The sequence below is a fragment of the Gilliamella sp. B14384G10 genome, from assembly GCF_016101685.1.
Classification (GTDB): domain Bacteria; phylum Pseudomonadota; class Gammaproteobacteria; order Enterobacterales; family Orbaceae; genus Gilliamella; species Gilliamella apis_A.
Window position 1 is genome coordinate 12,022 of record NZ_JACFQA010000007.1, and the last position, 16,344, is coordinate 28,365.

Genomic DNA, 16,344 nt, shown 5'->3' on the forward strand with positions numbered 1-16,344 from the left:
GATTTTATTATTTTTAAGTAACTCCCGAATGATAATATGAGGCAAAACTATGGGAATTTTAGCTTATTTACAACGAATTGGGCGCTCGCTAATGGTGCCTGTGGCAGTATTACCTGCTGCTGCAATACTTTTAGGTATTGGTTATTGGATTGATCCAAATGGTTGGGGAACCAACAATATTGCTGCGGCATTTTTGATTAAATCCGGCGGTGCTATCATCGATAATATGCCAATCCTTTTCGCAATTGGTGTTGCGTATGGTATGTCTAAAGATAAAGATGGTGCAGCAGCATTATCTGGATTGGTAGGCTTTTTAATCATTACTACACTATTATCACCAAATACTATTGCTCTATTTGAAGGGGTTGATACCAGTGTGGACGGTTGGAATGCACAAATATCACCAGCTTTTAGTAAGATAAATAACCAATTTATCGGTATTTTAGTTGGAATTATTTCTGCTGAACTATATAACCGCTTTAGTTCTGTTGAACTACATAAAACCTTAGCTTTTTTCAGTGGTAAACGTCTAGTTCCTATCATTGTTTCTATTGTTATGTTACTTGTTTCAGTAGTGCTATATTTTATTTGGCCTATGGTATTTAGCGCATTAGTTTCTTTTGGTGAATGGATTAAAAATTTAGGTTCAATAGGTGCAGGTATTTATGGTTTCTTTAACCGGTTATTAATTCCTGTTGGTCTACACCACGCTTTAAACTCAGTATTTTGGTTTGACGTTGCTGGTGTTAATGATATTCCTAACTTCTTAGGCGGACAAGGTTCTATTGATTCTGGTAAAGCGATTGCAGGTATAACTGGTCGTTATCAAGCAGGTTTCTTCCCTATTATGATGTTTGGTTTACCTGGTGCGGCATTGGCAATTTATCATACTGCTAAAAAAGGTAATAAAGATAAAACAGCTTCAATCATGTTAGCGGCGTCTTTTGCGGCTTTCTTTACTGGTATTACTGAACCATTAGAGTTTGCGTTTATGTTTGTTGCGCCTGTGTTATATGTAATTCATGCTGTTTTAACCGGTATCTCACTATTTATTGCTGCAACAATGCAATGGATATCTGGATTTGCATTCAGTGCAGGTCTAATCGATATGTTGTTACAATCTCGTAACCCATTAGCAGTACATTGGTATATGTTAATTCTACAAGGTATCGTATTCTTCTTTGTTTACTATATCGTATTCCGCTTTGTAATTGTGAAATTCAATCTTAAAACGCCAGGTCGTGAAGATGATATTGCTAATGCAACTGTAGTTACTGAAGAAACATTAGCACAAGAAAATGCACCAGCTGGTGTTGATTTATCTAAACTTGCTGAACAATATTTAGTAGTTATTGGTGGTAAAGATAACTTAACTAATATTGATTCATGTATTACTCGTTTACGTTTGAATGTTCATGATACCGATCTAATTGATGAACAAGCAGCTAAAGCGCTAGGTGCAATGGCTGTCATAAAATTAGGTAAAACAGGCGTGCAAATCGTGGTTGGTCAACAAGCTGAAAAGATTGCAGATCAAATGAAAAAACTCGTTTAATCGAAATTTTATCTAGCAATTTTTAGTAAAATTATCCCCGTGACTTAATCAGTAATGATAAAAGTCATGGGGATTTTTATATCGTTTTAAAAGTGATTAATCTATTTTCTGGTCACTAAATTATCGATAAGATTATATAAAAATTTTGAGGAGAGGGGTTTTTAGCAGGTTTTAGAAGCGTAAAACTGCATCTTGATTGGTCAATAGTTGAGTTAACTGTTTATTATCAATTAGTTGGTTTGCAATATTGAGAGGAGTTTGCTTTAAGTTTCGTTCATCTAATGATGCTTTACAGACATAAACATCTTCAATGTCATAAAGTTCCAACATATTAAAAGTAGCAATGTAATCACGCATCAATATCAATTCTGGATGTTGATTAGCTAAGAGATGAAATACACCATCGCCGATAAAAAAGACAGATATATGATTGAATGTTGAAAGGGCTAAAGCGGTATCTAATGCTTCTCGGCCTTTGGCACAGCCATGTGGTGCTGAGCTAATAATGATTGCTACTTTTTTCATGTTATCTGCCTATTATTTAAAATTGTAGAACTCGATCTGAACTTGCTACAGCTTCACTTAACTCGCCAAGGCCGGTTAATTCAAAATGTTCGGCAAGATTATTTACACCGATACCACGTCTTTGCGCGGCAGCGACACAAACAGTTAGTTTTAACGAATATTGTTTTGCTAAGCTCTGCCAAGCTTTGACTAAATCAAATTCATCATTGGCTGGATCACTATAACAGTTAGCATTATAAACGCCATCAGCATAGAAAAATATGTTAGCAATCGAATGGTTGCTACTTGAAAGTAATGTTTGAGCAAATTGAAAGGCACAATAAGCAGATTGGGTCCCATAAGCGGGACCCATAATAACCAGTGTATAATCTAATGGTTTCATCAAATTAGTTTTCTGCTAGTTATTTTATTTAGCTTGTTCTGCTTCAGCAGGAGCTGATGCTGGAATATCTTCTTTATCGTTATCAATACCAAGTAGCTCAACTTCAAAAACTAAAGTTGATGCAGGTGTAATTCTCGCTTTATCACCTTGAGCTGGGAAACTTTGGTCACCATATGCTAATTCAGGTGGCACAACTAGTTTAATTTTACCACCGACACCGACTAATTGGATACCTTCTGTCCAACCTTTAATTACCCCATTAAGTGGGAAAGTTGCTGGTTCATTATGATCATAAGAACTGTCAAATGTACGACCATCTGTTAATGTGCCAACATAATGGACAATAACAGTATCTTCTGCTGTTGGATGACGACCAGTTCCTTCATTAAGAACTTTATACATTAAACCAGATTTAGTTTTAATTACACCTTCTTGCTTAGCAAAATCCTCACGGTATTTTTCACCAGCAGCAGTATTTTCAGTTTTTTGTTTTTCAAAACGAGCTTGGCTTTCTTCTTGAATTCGTTTACCAAATGCATCTAATACATTTTTAACTTCATCTTGGTTAAGTTGTGAGGCACCACGCATGGTTTCATTAAAGCCACTGATTAGGTATTCTTGATCAGCAGTTACTTCATTTTGTTCTAAATTTGATTTCATATAGTTAGCAAATGAAGAACCTAATGCATAAGCTTCTTTTTGCGCATCAGTTGAAATTGTCGCTTTATCTGCTGAGTTTTGTGCAGTAGCTGCTTCAGTTTTGCTTTCTGTCGCATTGGTATTTTCAGCACTATTTGCCGTTGCAGTGGTTGTTGCTGGTGCTTTGTTTTCTTCGGTGGTCTTTTTGTCATCACAGCCAGCTAATGCTAATACGATAGCACTACTTACTAATGTCATTTTTATAAATGATTTCATTCTACTCTCCAGGTTAAACATCTTTTTAGCTAAATATTAAACTTATTATATATGATCTAATATAGTATAAAATAGTATTTACATATCATTTAGATAATTTATTGCATTTATTTGATTTTTTAGTCAGCACAAATTTTAAAATCTGCAGTTTAAATCACTCCTTGAGTGAAAGTGGTATCCTCAGTTATAATAGAAAAAATTTATAGAAAATAATGTATAAGGATAGCTATTTTGACTACCGAACTTAACACCCTTGATATTGAAGAAATTATCAGTTTACTTCCACACCGTTATCCGTTTTTGATGGTTGATCGCGTAATTAGTTATGAGAAAGGTAAAACATTAAAAGCCATTAAAAATGTAACTGTAAATGAACCATTCTTCCAAGGTCACTTCCCGAATAAACCTATTTTTCCTGGCGTATTGATTTTAGAAGCGATGGCGCAAGCAACTGGAATTTTAGCGTTTAAAAGTATTGAAGAATTGTCACCAGGTCAACTTTATTATTTTGCTTCAATTGATAAAGCTCGCTTTAAACGACCGGTGGTACCAGGTGATCAAATTATGCTTGATGTTGAATATATTAAAGAGCGTCGAGGCATTGCATTGTTCCATGGTGTTGCAACCGTCGATGGCAAATTAGTTTGCGAAGCAGAGATGATGTGTGCTCGTAAATAATTTTGATTTTGAAATATCCCAAACGTATTAAGGAATTGCTATGGCAACGGAAATACACCCAAGTTCAGTAGTAGAAAAGGGGGCAAAGATTGGTGATAATGTCAAAATTGGGCCTTTTTGTTATATTGGTGAAAATGTTGAAATAGGTGATGGTACCTTTTTAAAATCACATGTAGTGGTTAACGGACACACCAAAATTGGTCAAAATAATCAAATCTATCAATTTGCTTCAATTGGTGAAGTTAACCAAGATCTGAAATATCGTGGTGAACCAACTCGCACCGAAATAGGTGATCGCAATATGATTCGTGAAAGTGTGACGATTCATCGTGGTACCGTTCAAGGAGGTGAATTAACCCGTATAGGCAGTGATAATTTATTGATGATTAATGCCCATGTTGCGCATGACTGTATTATTGGTGATCGTTGTATTTTAGCTAATAATGCCACACTTGGTGGTCATGTTCAGTTAGATAATCATGTGATTATTGGCGGTATGACAGCAGTACACCAATTTTGTGTAATCGGTTCTCACGTTATGGTTGGCGGTTGTTCTGGCGTTGCTCAAGATGTACCTCCTTATGTTATTGCTCAAGGAAATCACGCAACACCACATGGCGTCAATTATGAAGGCTTGAAACGTCGAGGCTTTAGTAAAGAAGCACTACAAGCCATCCGCAACACATACAAAATTCTATATCGAAATGGGTTAACGCTTGACGATGCTAAAGTTGAAATTGCAACGCTTGCTAAACAGCACCCAGAAGTGCAGCTGTTTATTGACTTTTTTGATCGTTCAACCCGAGGCATTATCCGTTAATGACAGATAAGCAGTTAACAATTGCTCTGGTCGCCGGTGAAACATCTGGCGATATTCTCGGTGCTGGTTTAATTCGTACTCTTAAAAAACATCATCCTAATATTAAATTTGTCGGTATTGCTGGTCCACGAATGCAAGCTGAAGGTTGCCAAGCTTGGTATGAAATGGAAGAGCTATCAGTGATGGGGATTGTCGAGGTATTAGGTCGGCTACGGCGTATTTTAGCTATTCGTCGTGATATTACTAAACGTTTGATTGATCTCAAACCCGATGTCTTTATTGGTATTGATGCACCGGATTTTAATCTCTCTTTAGAAGGTAAGCTTAAACAAGCTAGTATTAAAACGATTCATTATGTCAGTCCTTCTGTTTGGGCGTGGAAGCAAAAGCGGGTATTTAAGATTAAACGCAATACTAATTTGATTTTAGCTTTTCTTCCTTTCGAAAAAGCCTTTTATGATAAATTTGATGTACCTTGTCGATTTATTGGTCATAAAATGGCCGATGATATTCCTCTCGAACCCGATCAAACAGCTATGCGTCAACAGTTAGGTATTCCTGTTGATTGCCAATGCTTAGCCTTATTGCCCGGTAGTCGTCATGCCGAAGTAACGTTATTATCTGAACCTTTTTTAAAAGCAGCGCAATTGTTACGTGATAAATTTCCTGATCTGCATATTGTAGTTCCGTTAGTAAATGGTAAAAGAAGAGCGGAATTTGAACAAATAAAGGCAGAGATTGCACCAAAACTTAATCTGCAATTATTAGATGGTCATGCTCGGGAAGCGATGATTGCCAGTAATGCTGCAATTTTAGCTTCGGGAACAGTGGCACTTGAGTGTATGCTGGCTAAATGCCCAATGGTTGTTGGCTATAAAATGAAGGCTTTCACCTTTTGGTTGGCGAAAAAACTAATTAAAACACCTTATGTTTCATTACCGAATATTCTTGCTGGCAAGGAAATTGTTCCGGAATTACTACAGCATGATTGTACGCCAGAAAATATTGCTAACCATATTGTTCCCTTGTTAAAAAGTGATAATAGCGAATTAAAAGCAACATTTTTGGCTTTGCATAAACAAATTCGTTGTAATGCTGATGAACAAGCTGCGCAAGCGGTGTTAGATGTATTAAAGGATCCCTCTAATTGTTAAAATTTACTTATCCAGATGCAACGTTAATTGCTGGTGTTGATGAAGTCGGTCGTGGTCCACTTTGTGGTGATGTTGTTACTGCTGCTGTTATTTTAGATCCAAATAACCCCATTGTTGGATTAACTGATTCGAAAAAATTGTCAGAAAAAAAACGTGAAGCGCTCTTCGATGTTATTAAAAAAAATGCATTAGCATGGTGTGTGGCTAGGGCATCTGTAGATGAGATTGATGAACTCAATATCCTACATGCTACTATGCTGGCGATGCAACGAGCGGTGTCAGGCTTAAACATTAAACCAAATTATGTATTAGTTGATGGTAATCGTTGCCCTAATTTTGGTATTCGAACCCAAGCAGTGGTTAAAGGCGATCTGTTAGTGGCTGAAATTAGTGCTGCATCGATTTTAGCCAAAGTGACGCGTGATCGTGAAATGGTTGAGCTTGATAAGTTATACCCTCAATATGGTTTAGCCAAACATAAAGGCTATCCAACCAAAGATCATTTAAACGCCATTGAACAACATGGCGTGAATCATCTATATCGTAAAAGCTTTGCACCAATAAAAAGATTATTACTAATTTAATCGCGCTTATCAACTGTGCTAAGTAGTGGTGAATTAAATATCGCAACCGGTGATATCACTGTTTCTTGATATGGAATGTTATTACCATAACGTTCTTTTAGTTTTTGTTTAACCGCCGGCGATGATAAATTAAAATCTTTAATTGTTTGTAATTGACCAATTTTTAATTTAAGCGCTCGATTATAAATTTTCCACACTAATTCTGAACAATAAATATATTTGTCATCCCAACCAAACCAAATATCGTAAGGTTTATTTTCAAATTTATGGGCGACTTGTTTTAAACTGGTAATTTCTTGCTGAGATAATGGATGATTTTTTAATCGTTTAATCACATATGTTTTATTTTTGCCACGATTTATCCATTTATCTAACGGGGTATAAATAACTTTACTTGCGGCTTCAAAAACATAAGGTTTGCCATTTTTAATAAAAATTATTCCTACATGACTATAAGGTGAATTTGTTGCTTGCTCAATGGCTTTACTTTGGTTTGATTGAGAAGATTGGAAAATAATATCGCCATCGTGTGGCTGATAATTTGCTATAGCTGTGTAACTAGCGAAAAGTAAACTAAAAATGAAAATAAAACGCATCATCTATTATCTATATAGTTGTAATTAAGATAATAGTATAAGCGAAAACAGCTACTTAACAAAATTTTTCAGTAGCTGTTAAATATTTTTTAGCAATTAATCACGATTACTAAAAATCGAAGTTGATTTGGTTTTATACATAAATTTGCTAGCACTGGCAAAACGAATAGTTTTAAAAATACCAAGTAAGCTTGCTTGATGCATACGATAGAGTAGTTTGTGGATCATTAAAGCAAAAAATCCTCTCACTCCCATTTCACTATTACCAATTAATTTGACTACACCTTCAGCGGTATCATGTAATGAAATCACAGTACCTTTATCAGTATATTTAAATGTTTTTAATGATTGGTTGTTTAATAATCTAACGATATTTTCATAGCAAACTTTTGCCATTTGATGAGCTGCTTGAGCGGTAGGTGGTGAAGCATGACCATTGTCTTGCATTGCGTATGCGCAATCACCAATAACAAAAATACTGTCATCACGAGATGTTTGTAATGTTGGTTTTACTACTAATTGATTTGATCGGCTTGATTCTAGACCTGCGATCTCTTTTAAATAATCAGGCGCTTTAACGCCAGCAGTCCAAATCATCATATCGGCTTTAATGGTTTCACCTTCTTTCGGATAAAATCCATCGCTTTCCGCTTTAGTAATCATAGTATTGGTTAATACATGAATCCCTTGTTTTTTAAGTGTTTTAGTAATACTAGCTGCGGTTTTTTCTGGTAAAGCCGGTAAAATACGATCGGTTGCTTCAATGACTGAAACATCTAATAGATCGGAACACATTTTATTACGACCGCAAGCACCAAATGTTTCCACCATATGAGGTAGTTCAGAAGCTAATTCGACTCCAGTCGCCCCACCGCCAACGATAGCAATATGAATTTTATCTTCTTTTGTGATTTGATCGTCATCAATGATCGAACAAAAACCAGTAAATTTATTAATTAAGGTTTCACGTAGGCGAATAGCGGCATTTTGGTCATCTAAGAAGATACAATGTTCTTTCACACCAGGGGTACCAAAGTCATTAGAAGTGCTACCAATAGCAATAACTAAAATATCATAATCAACAAGAACAGTTTCATCGTTATGATTGATAATGCTAATTTGCTTTTGGTTGCGATCAAGGTTGGTGAAGGTACCTTGAGTAAATTCGAAATTATGCTGTTGTCCTTGCGATGCATAATAAATATTATCAACTTGCTCATCAAGTACACCAGTTGCTACTTCATGTAATAGTGGTTTCCATAGATGATAACTGTTTTTATCAATTAAGGTAATTTGAGCTTTATCCGTTTTGCCTAATTTATCGCCTAGGTCGGTAGCAAGCTCTAAACCGCCAGCACCACCGCCAATAATAATTATTTTTTGCATATTTTAAGCCTTATTATTTCAATTAAAAAATATCATACTAAATAAGTAGGTTTTTATCTATTTCTTTTGACTGATAACATTTATAAATAAAATCTATTAAAATGATGGTTTACAATTATTGAAATTTATCTAAGGCTAAAATAGAATAATCTGTAATATAGTTGTAAATAATTCCTTCTAATTGTTATTTGAGCATAAAATATAGCTTTGATTGTTTAAATTCAGCACGATATCCCATGATATAATATTTGTAATTGAAGTATGCTAATTCTTTATTACATACAATTACCCTAGTTGTTTAGGTCTTATCTGATACTTATTAATCTAAAAAATATATGAATAAAAAAATTTTTATTGTAGTTGCATTGATTGTTATTTTAATTTCAATGACGATTTTAATTCGTGCTCATAGTAGCCAGCTAATTTTGCAAGGTGAAGTGGATGCACCTAATGTTAGCATTTCCTCAAAAGCAAAGGGGCGAGTGCAGACTATTCATGTCAATCGAGGTGATGATGTTAAGCAAAATGACATCTTAATTACACTCGATAGTCCTGAATTGTTAGCGCAAGTTAAAGCCGCTGAAGCAGCTAGAGAGCAAGCGCAAGCACAAGTGCAACTTTCTCAAAATGGTACTCGTGAAGAGAGTATTCGTTATTATGAAGCATTACTTGAACAAGCTAAAGTTGCTTACGATAATGCTTCTAAAGAATACAATCGTAACAAAGCGATTTCGGCCAAAGGCTTTGTCTCGCAATCAATATTAGATAGTGCGCTAAAAACTCGCGATGCGGCTTATCAACAAGTGTTGTCAGCTCAAGCTAATTTAGATCAAGCCAAAAATGGCGATCGGGTTGAACAACGTGAAATCTATAATGCTAAATTAAAAGAGGCTGAAGAGCAGCTTAAACAACTACAGATCCAATATGATGATTTGCAAGTTAAAGCGCCAGTAGATGGGGAGGTAGGTTCAATTCCTGCTGAAGTTGGCGAGCTATTTAATCCTAATAGTCCACTATTAACGGTTATTCGCTTACCGCAAGCTTATTTTGTGTTTAATCTGCGTGAAAATATTATGCCTAATATTCACAAAGGTGATCATGTTAAGCTGGAAGTTCCTGCGCTTGGTAATAAAGAAATTGAAGCTGAAATTCGTTTTATTGCACCAATGGGAGATTATGCGACTAAACGGGCAACGCGAGCGACGGGTGATTTTGATTTAAAAACGTTTGAAATTAGACTTTATCCAACTAAACCTGTAGAAGGCTTACGTGCAGGTATGAGTACATTATGGAAAATCGACGACTAATTTTAGACTTCTGGCATCGCTTTAAAGACGCATTTAAAGATGAAATCCCAGATATATTTAAGCGCTTTACTTTCCACTGGTTAATGTGGATTTTACCGCTGATTATCTTTGTGATCATCAGTAGTATATTTTACCGAGGTGTGTTATTTGATCTGCCAGTAGGCTATGTCGATCAAGATAAAAGTACTTTATCTCGTGAAATTGTTCGCGATCTTAATGCTGGTGCGCATGCAAATTTATTCAATTATGATAATCAGCTTAAGAGCGCAGAACGCGATTTAGAAAAAGCAAAAATCTACGCTATTTTGTATATTCCGCCTAATTTTGAAGCTGATGTGTTAGCAGGACGTCAACCAACACCGATGCTCTATTATAATGCTTTATACTATAGTGCTGGCCTCTATTCTATAATGGATTATTCAGGTTTAATAGCCTCATTAAACACTCAATATCGTACCACAATGGCAACAAGTATTGGTTTGCCGGTACCGAAACTTGCACAAGTTAATTTCAATTATGATGGGCTATTTAATGCCAGTGGTAACTCAATGTACTTTCAGCAGTTTTCTGCAGTTGTACATTTATTACAATTATTTGTTGTAACAACAACTATTTATATTTTATCTCGCTTGCCTAAGCGAACTCGGCCTAATTATCCGTTTGTTTTGGGTAAATTAGCACCTTATACCATTTGGTATACTATGTTGTTAATGTTTGAAATAGCAATGTTAGTGTTATTTTCTGATGCTAGGGTATCAGGTTCTCCATTCGCCATGATGCTAGTGGTGTTTTTTTATGTAATTGCAGCACAAAGTATCGGTATTTTACTTTATTCGTTTACCAAAAATGTATTAGATGCTTATACCTATATTGGGGTGTTAGTTGGATTGGCATTAACTTATTCGGGGGTAGTTGTGCCAGAATTGTCAATGCCATGGATAGCGAGATTTATTTCGTCCCTTGAACCTTTAACCTATGCGCTTAATAAATTATTCGATCTATTTTTACGGCATTCTAGCTATATATCGGTATTGAAAACCTGCGCTATTTTAATGATCTATCCAATAATTATTACAGTATTAGTAAGAAAACGTTTAGTCAAACGTTTACATTCACAGTAAGAGGCTATATTGGCATGCTTAAGCTATTTCTATCTTCAGCAGTAAAAATGTTTTTTTATATGCTAATGCGACCAATGTGGCTGTTGCTATTAGTATCTGTCTCGTTAATGAGTTTAGTCTATGTGAATGGTACCATCACCAATTTGCCGGTTGCGATTGTTGATCAAGATCATACTACCACCAGTCGAAGTCTGATTCGTTCTTTAAATACCAGTTCCAAAATTGATGTGCTTACTTATGAAAATTCATTGCAAGCCTATGATGATATTAACAGCCGTAAGTTATTTGCGGTGTTCACCATTCCGCGGGATTTTGAAAAGCGACTATTGAATGGTGAAGATGTAACAATCGCTGCTTATGGTGATGCCTCCAGCCGTTTAGCAAATGGTCTGATACAGGTGGATATTAGAGGAATATATCAACAAATATTGACCGAATATAATACCCGTGTGATGCGGAATAGTGGTTTTTCTGATCCACAAATTAATATCATATTATCACCAATTAAAGGGCAAACTATGCCGCTTTATAATGCTGGTATCAGTTTTGCAGCGATAACGTTTCCTGGCTTGTTAGTCATGTTATTGCAACATACCTTTTTAATAGCAACAACACGAACTAATCTAACTTTGCATTCACTGCCACAAGGAAAACCACCAAAAATTGTCATATTTGGTAGCTTGTGTGGTCTTATTCCGATATGGCTATTTTTGTCTTTAGTCCTATTTGGATTATGGCCATGGGTGCTTGGTTATCGGCAATTAGCTAGCATTCCAGCTATTTTGGTGATGACATTTCCGCTATTATTAGGCGTATTAGGCTTAAGTAAATTACTGACTGAATGTTTACATCGAACCGAGATGATTTACTTAACTTTAGCTTTTTTGACAACACCGGTATTTTATCTATCCGGTACCATATGGCCACTTGATGCCATGCCGTTATGGGTACAAACGGTATCACGGATGTTACCATCAACTTGGGCAACCAATATGATTGCTGGAGTAAATCAGATGGGATTAGGTTTGTCAGATAATTTATTTAATATCTTTATGATTCTATTTCTTGGTGCAATTTATGGTTCGTTAGGCTTTTTTATTGCAGCATTGCGAGAGGGTAAAATCAGAGGATACATCAGAAAAATAAAGAAATTTATGCATTCCAATAATAAAAAAATTGATAATAAACCATCTATTAGTTAGTGCTAATGGATGAATATACTATCAATTACTGATATGATGAATGATTGATTTTTTCGCAAAAAAAACAGTTATATGGCCAATAAATGTTATCCATGGATTATTAGTTTACGTCCGAAAACATTAGCTTTATCGTTTTCTGCTATTTTGTTGGGCAATGCGCTTGCCTATTGGCAACATTCTTTTGATCTAATTATTATGTTGTTAGCAATGATTACTGCAGCGTTGTTACAAATTTTATCAAATTTAGCCAACGATTATGGTGATGCGGTTAAAGGTGGCGATAAACACAATTTAATCGGCCATCAACGTGGTTTACAGCTAGGTCTAATCACTCTTAATCAGTTAAAAATAGCTATCTGGATCACCATTATATTGTGTGTTTGCTCTGGATTGACTCTACTTTGGTTAGCCTGTAATAACGGTTATCAATTATTAATTTTTATCTTATTAGGTTTATCTTCAATCATCGCAGCAATTACTTATACCGTTGGTAAAAAACCTTATGGCTATATTGGCTTAGGTGATCTATCGGTGTTAATCTTCTTTGGCTTAGTTGGTGTGATGGGCAGTTATTATTTACAGACTAAAACTTTATCGGCATCAATCGTTTTTCCTGCAATAGCCAGTGGTTTGTTGGCAGTGGGAGTGCTAAATATTAATAATTTGCGTGATTATGAAAGTGATAAACAACATCATAAACGGACTTTGATTGTGTTGATTGGCAAAACTTATGGTTGTTGTTATCAGTTAGTTTTGTTAATTGTATCATTATGTTTTTTGGGTTTATTTGCTTATCAACAGTTACACACTTATTGCAGTGGTATCTTTTTATTAACACTGCCGTTGTATCTCAAACATATGTACATGGTGTTTAAATTTAATACAAATGAAGACGCAGTGCCACTATTAGTACAAATGGTCAAACTTGCTTTATTGACTAATTTACTTTATTGTTTAGGTATTATTTTGAGCTAGCTCACGTTTATTCCAAATTTATATCGTTTTACTTCATGTTAGCGTTATACTAGAACCGAATAGATATTACCGTATAAGGAGACTCGACCATGGAATTTGATACATCAATTCTTTGCGATTACTACCCAGAAGATGTGAACGTTGTCGAACCGATATTTAGTAACTTTGGTGGTGTGGCTTCATTTTCTGGCCAAGTTGTCACCGTGAAATGTTTTGAAGATAACGGCATTTTGTACGAAGTGTTACAATCCAATGGTGCAGGGAAAGTATTGGTTATTGATGGCGGTGGTTCGGTGCGTCGAGCATTGATAGATGCCGAATTAATTGATATTGCCCTACAAAACCAATGGGAAGGCATTATTGTTTATGGTGCAGTGCGCCAAGTAGATTATCTTGCTGATGCTGAAATTGGTATTCAAGCACTAGCTGCAATTCCTGTTGGTGCAGAAGATCAAGGTGTTGGCGAAGTTGATATTCGTGTCAATTTTGGCGGTGTAACTTTCTTCTCGGGTGATTTTGTTTATGCTGATAATACTGGCATTATCTTATCTGAAATTGCACTTGAAGTAGACGATAAATAACTTGGTTCTTCTTCGTTATTATTTTTAAAATAAACCGCAGTATTTTTACAGCGGTTTTTTATGTTGAAAAACCCCGTTCCTCAATTTTTTCGATAATTTTATATCGTGCGGTTACGAATATAGCCTCCAGTGACGGTGATAATTAAGCCAGCTATTTCCATATCTAATAATTTAATGGTTAACTCAGGAATGGGTAAATCAACTAGCGTAGCGATTGTATCAACAGCAATAGGCTGATGATGAATAACAGCAAAAATTTCTGGATATAAAACGGTATTACCCTCTTTGATTTCATGATTATTCTGTCGATTAAGTGATGATAAAAAGCCACTATAATGTTCTAAAATATCGGTTGGTTTAGTAACCAGATAAGCGCCTTGTTGGATTAAATAATGGCTACCATGGCTATTTGGATTATCAATATCACCAGGTAAAGCAAAAACATCACGATTCTGCTCAAGAGCATAACGTGCGGTAATAAGTGAACCACTTTGCTCAGAAGCTTCAAGCACAAATGTCCCTAAGCTCAATCCACTAATAATTCGATTTCGACGAGGAAAGTATACTGCTCTTGCTTTTTCAAATGGGCTAAATTCTGAAATGAGCGCTCCATTTTGAGCTAAAATATCATTTGCCAATCTTAGATTGGCGCGTGGTGTAATTTCCGCTAAACCGCTACCTAATACAGCAATGGTATTGCCGGATACTTCTAGTGCACCACGATGACAAATGGCATCTAAACCGAGAGCGAGCCCACTAGTAACAGTTAAACCATTAATGGCTAATTCGCTAGCAAAATAGCGCCCCCACTGTGCGCCATATTCACTAAATTCACGGCTGCCCACCATTGCAATTTGTGGAGAATGTAATAGTTGTTTATTACCCATAACGAATAGCAATAATGGTGGTGAACTGATTTGTTTAAGTAATGTTGGATAATCTGAGTCACAATAAGCAATCAAATGTTTAGCTGGGTTAGCAGTAGCTAACCAATCAAGGATGGGTTCAAAATGAAGATAGGAAATGGCAAAAAAACGACTTTGAAGAGTTTTACAAACGCCTATCTTTTCCAATAATAGTGGTACATTATTTATTTTATTAGGTAGACCAGCACTAAAATATAGACCTATTTTTTCAAAATATCTTATTCTTTTATGGCCAAGCATTGAAATTCGCAATAAAAATTCATATTTACTCATTACAGTCCTTTTATATACATCGTTAGCTTGAACCATATCTAGAATTGATTAGATATATTTTACCAATAGCCAACTAAGGCTATTCATGGGCATAATAAATGTTTACAATGTATACGAAATTGAGAAAACACCAAATTGAGGAGTAGATCGAAGAATTTATGGCTATTTTACCGGTATTACGTTTCCCAGACGAACGACTTCGCACAGTCGCTAAGCCTGTCTCTAATTTTACACCTGAGCTACAAGAAATTATCGATAATATGGTTGAAACCATGTACGCTGAACATGGCATTGGGCTTGCCGCAACGCAAGTTGATGTGCATGAGCAAATTATTGTCATTGACGTGTCAGAAGATAAAAGCCAACTTTATGTGATTATTAATCCAGAAGTGATTAGTCAAGAGGGTGAAACAGGCATTGAAGAAGGATGCTTATCGATACCTGACTGCCGTGGATTTGTGCCTAGATCGGAAAAAATCAAGATTAAAGCGTTAGATCGTAATGGTAATCCTTACGAAATCGATGCTGATGAATTGTTAGCCATCTGTATACAGCATGAAATGGATCATTTAAAAGGTAAACTGTTTGTTGATTATCTCTCGCCATTAAAGCGACAACGTATTGAACAAAAGATGAGAAAACTGACTCGTGAGGAGCAGAAAAATCGATAAAAAAAACCGCCAGCTATTTTGGCGGTTTTTTACTATATAGCCTAACTTTATTTAGCTACAATTACCATTGCTGGTCGAATTAATCGGCCATTAAGTGTATAGCCTTTTTGAATAGTATTAACAATTTGTCCTGATTGATGTTCTGGTGATTCAACCATACTAATTGCTTGATGCAGATCAGGATTTAGCTGTGAATCAGCTGTATTGATAACTTCAATACCAAATTTTTTGACCGTATCTAAAAATGATTTAAGTGTTAACTCTAATCCTTCTACCGTTGCTTTATGTTCAGGATTATTTTTATCGGTAGATTCTAATGCCCGTTCAAGATTATCAATCACCGGTAAAAGTTCATTTGAGAATTTTTCAAGAGCAAATTTACGTGCTTTATCAACATCTTGTTCAACACGTTTGCGTACATTATCGATTTCAGCACGAGCACGAATCATTGCTTCACTCTCGTTTTTCTTAGCAAGTTGCAGTGCTTGTTCAAGTTCGCTAATGCGAGCATCTTTGGCCTTTAACTGATCTTCAACACTTGGTTGTGATGGGGTTTGCTCTTCAGTACTTTGCTCAGCTGGGGTTTCAATGTTTGTTTCATTTTCTGACATATTGTTCTCTTGTTCTGTCATACGGTACTCCAAATTTAGTCGAAAACTTAGTGAATAACAGTTATTATGGGGACAAATTTTA

At 35.6% G+C, this 16,344-nt stretch carries 18 protein-coding genes; 11 read left to right on the forward strand and 7 right to left on the reverse strand.

What is annotated here, in order from left to right; translation table 11 throughout:
• The first annotated feature begins 49 nt into the window (after positions 1 to 49).
• On the forward strand, positions 50 to 1,555 hold the full coding sequence (gene nagE / locus H3T54_RS11105) for an N-acetylglucosamine-specific PTS transporter subunit IIBC (RefSeq protein WP_110448756.1): 1,506 nt from the start codon (positions 50 to 52) through the stop codon (positions 1,553 to 1,555).
• A gap of 171 nt (positions 1,556 to 1,726) precedes the next feature.
• Here nagE and tusC read toward each other — a convergent pair whose 3' ends face one another.
• The 3 genes from tusC to fkpA are packed head-to-tail and all read right to left on the reverse strand — an operon-like array spanning position 1,727 to position 3,377.
• Complete coding sequence (gene tusC, locus H3T54_RS11110; RefSeq protein WP_198222546.1) at positions 1,727 to 2,080, reverse strand: sulfurtransferase complex subunit TusC; 354 nt, start codon at positions 2,078 to 2,080, stop codon at positions 1,727 to 1,729.
• A gap of 16 nt (positions 2,081 to 2,096) precedes the next feature.
• Complete coding sequence (gene tusD / locus H3T54_RS11115) at positions 2,097 to 2,462, reverse strand: sulfurtransferase complex subunit TusD (protein WP_198201565.1); 366 nt, start codon at positions 2,460 to 2,462, stop codon at positions 2,097 to 2,099.
• Positions 2,463 to 2,486: 24 nt separating this feature from the next.
• The gene (gene fkpA, locus H3T54_RS11120) at positions 2,487 to 3,377 is read right to left on the reverse strand and encodes an FKBP-type peptidyl-prolyl cis-trans isomerase (protein ID WP_198222548.1); all 891 of its coding nucleotides are present in this window, start codon (positions 3,375 to 3,377) and stop codon (positions 2,487 to 2,489) included.
• Between the two features lie 231 nt (positions 3,378 to 3,608).
• Here fkpA and fabZ point away from each other — a divergent pair, with 231 nt between their 5' ends.
• From fabZ to rnhB, 4 genes are read left to right on the forward strand one after another with little or no spacing between them, the layout of a single operon-like run.
• Positions 3,609 to 4,055 carry a 3-hydroxyacyl-ACP dehydratase FabZ gene (fabZ, locus tag H3T54_RS11125; protein WP_110448752.1) on the forward strand — a complete coding sequence of 149 codons (447 nt, stop codon included), beginning with the start codon at positions 3,609 to 3,611 and terminating at the stop codon, positions 4,053 to 4,055.
• Positions 4,056 to 4,095: 40 nt separating this feature from the next.
• The gene (gene lpxA, locus H3T54_RS11130; RefSeq protein WP_110448751.1) at positions 4,096 to 4,875 is read left to right on the forward strand and encodes an acyl-ACP--UDP-N-acetylglucosamine O-acyltransferase; all 780 of its coding nucleotides are present in this window, start codon (positions 4,096 to 4,098) and stop codon (positions 4,873 to 4,875) included.
• The gene (gene lpxB, locus H3T54_RS11135; protein ID WP_110448750.1) at positions 4,875 to 6,029 is read left to right on the forward strand and encodes a lipid-A-disaccharide synthase; all 1,155 of its coding nucleotides are present in this window, start codon (positions 4,875 to 4,877) and stop codon (positions 6,027 to 6,029) included. The genes lpxA and lpxB overlap by 1 nt, the downstream gene beginning before the upstream one ends.
• The gene (rnhB, locus tag H3T54_RS11140; protein WP_110448749.1) at positions 6,023 to 6,613 is read left to right on the forward strand and encodes a ribonuclease HII; all 591 of its coding nucleotides are present in this window, start codon (positions 6,023 to 6,025) and stop codon (positions 6,611 to 6,613) included. The genes lpxB and rnhB overlap by 7 nt, the downstream gene beginning before the upstream one ends.
• Here rnhB and H3T54_RS11145 read toward each other — a convergent pair.
• Together H3T54_RS11145 and H3T54_RS11150 are read right to left on the reverse strand one after the other, a co-directional pair.
• Positions 6,610 to 7,209: a YiiX family permuted papain-like enzyme gene (locus H3T54_RS11145; protein ID WP_370527384.1), complete on the reverse strand. Its 600-nt coding sequence runs from the start codon at positions 7,207 to 7,209 to the stop codon at positions 6,610 to 6,612. The two genes, rnhB and H3T54_RS11145, sit on opposite strands and share 4 nt — an antisense overlap.
• 96 nt (positions 7,210 to 7,305) lie before the next feature.
• Positions 7,306 to 8,595, reverse strand: a complete 1,290-nt coding sequence (locus H3T54_RS11150; RefSeq protein WP_198222550.1) for an NAD(P)/FAD-dependent oxidoreductase — start codon at positions 8,593 to 8,595, stop codon at positions 7,306 to 7,308.
• A gap of 335 nt (positions 8,596 to 8,930) precedes the next feature.
• On the opposite strand from H3T54_RS11150, the gene H3T54_RS11155 reads away from it, so the two are divergent.
• The 5 genes from H3T54_RS11155 (at position 8,931) to rraA (ending at position 13,781) form a co-directional block, all read left to right on the forward strand.
• Entirely contained in the window at positions 8,931 to 9,902 is a 972-nt protein-coding gene (locus H3T54_RS11155; RefSeq protein WP_065579101.1) for an HlyD family secretion protein, read from the forward strand.
• On the forward strand, positions 9,884 to 11,023 hold the full coding sequence (locus H3T54_RS11160) for an ABC transporter permease (protein ID WP_198222552.1): 1,140 nt from the start codon (positions 9,884 to 9,886) through the stop codon (positions 11,021 to 11,023). Before H3T54_RS11155 ends, H3T54_RS11160 begins: the two co-directional genes overlap by 19 nt.
• Positions 11,024 to 11,037: 14 nt before the next feature.
• Complete coding sequence (locus H3T54_RS11165) at positions 11,038 to 12,225, forward strand: ABC transporter permease (protein WP_198222554.1); 1,188 nt, start codon at positions 11,038 to 11,040, stop codon at positions 12,223 to 12,225.
• Positions 12,226 to 12,297: 72 nt separating this feature from the next.
• On the forward strand, positions 12,298 to 13,200 hold the full coding sequence (locus H3T54_RS11170) for a 1,4-dihydroxy-2-naphthoate polyprenyltransferase (protein ID WP_198222556.1): 903 nt from the start codon (positions 12,298 to 12,300) through the stop codon (positions 13,198 to 13,200).
• 89 nt (positions 13,201 to 13,289) lie between these two features.
• A complete protein-coding gene (gene rraA / locus H3T54_RS11175) occupies positions 13,290 to 13,781 on the forward strand; it encodes a ribonuclease E activity regulator RraA (RefSeq protein ID WP_086358333.1) in 492 nt (163 codons plus the stop codon).
• Between the two features lie 98 nt (positions 13,782 to 13,879).
• Here the strand turns inward: rraA and dprA are convergent, their stop codons facing one another.
• Positions 13,880 to 14,980 carry a DNA-processing protein DprA gene (gene dprA, locus H3T54_RS11180; RefSeq protein ID WP_198222558.1) on the reverse strand — a complete coding sequence of 367 codons (1,101 nt, stop codon included), beginning with the start codon at positions 14,978 to 14,980 and terminating at the stop codon, positions 13,880 to 13,882.
• Positions 14,981 to 15,138: 158 nt separating this feature from the next.
• Between dprA and def the strand changes: the two genes are divergently transcribed.
• Positions 15,139 to 15,651, forward strand: coding sequence for a peptide deformylase (gene def, locus H3T54_RS11185; protein WP_110448742.1), 513 nt, complete (start codon positions 15,139 to 15,141; stop codon positions 15,649 to 15,651).
• A 47-nt stretch (positions 15,652 to 15,698) separates the two neighbouring features.
• Here the strand turns inward: def and grpE are convergent, their stop codons facing one another.
• Positions 15,699 to 16,283: a nucleotide exchange factor GrpE gene (gene grpE, locus H3T54_RS11190; protein ID WP_086363534.1), complete on the reverse strand. Its 585-nt coding sequence runs from the start codon at positions 16,281 to 16,283 to the stop codon at positions 15,699 to 15,701.
• Between the last annotated feature and the right edge of the window lie 61 nt (positions 16,284 to 16,344).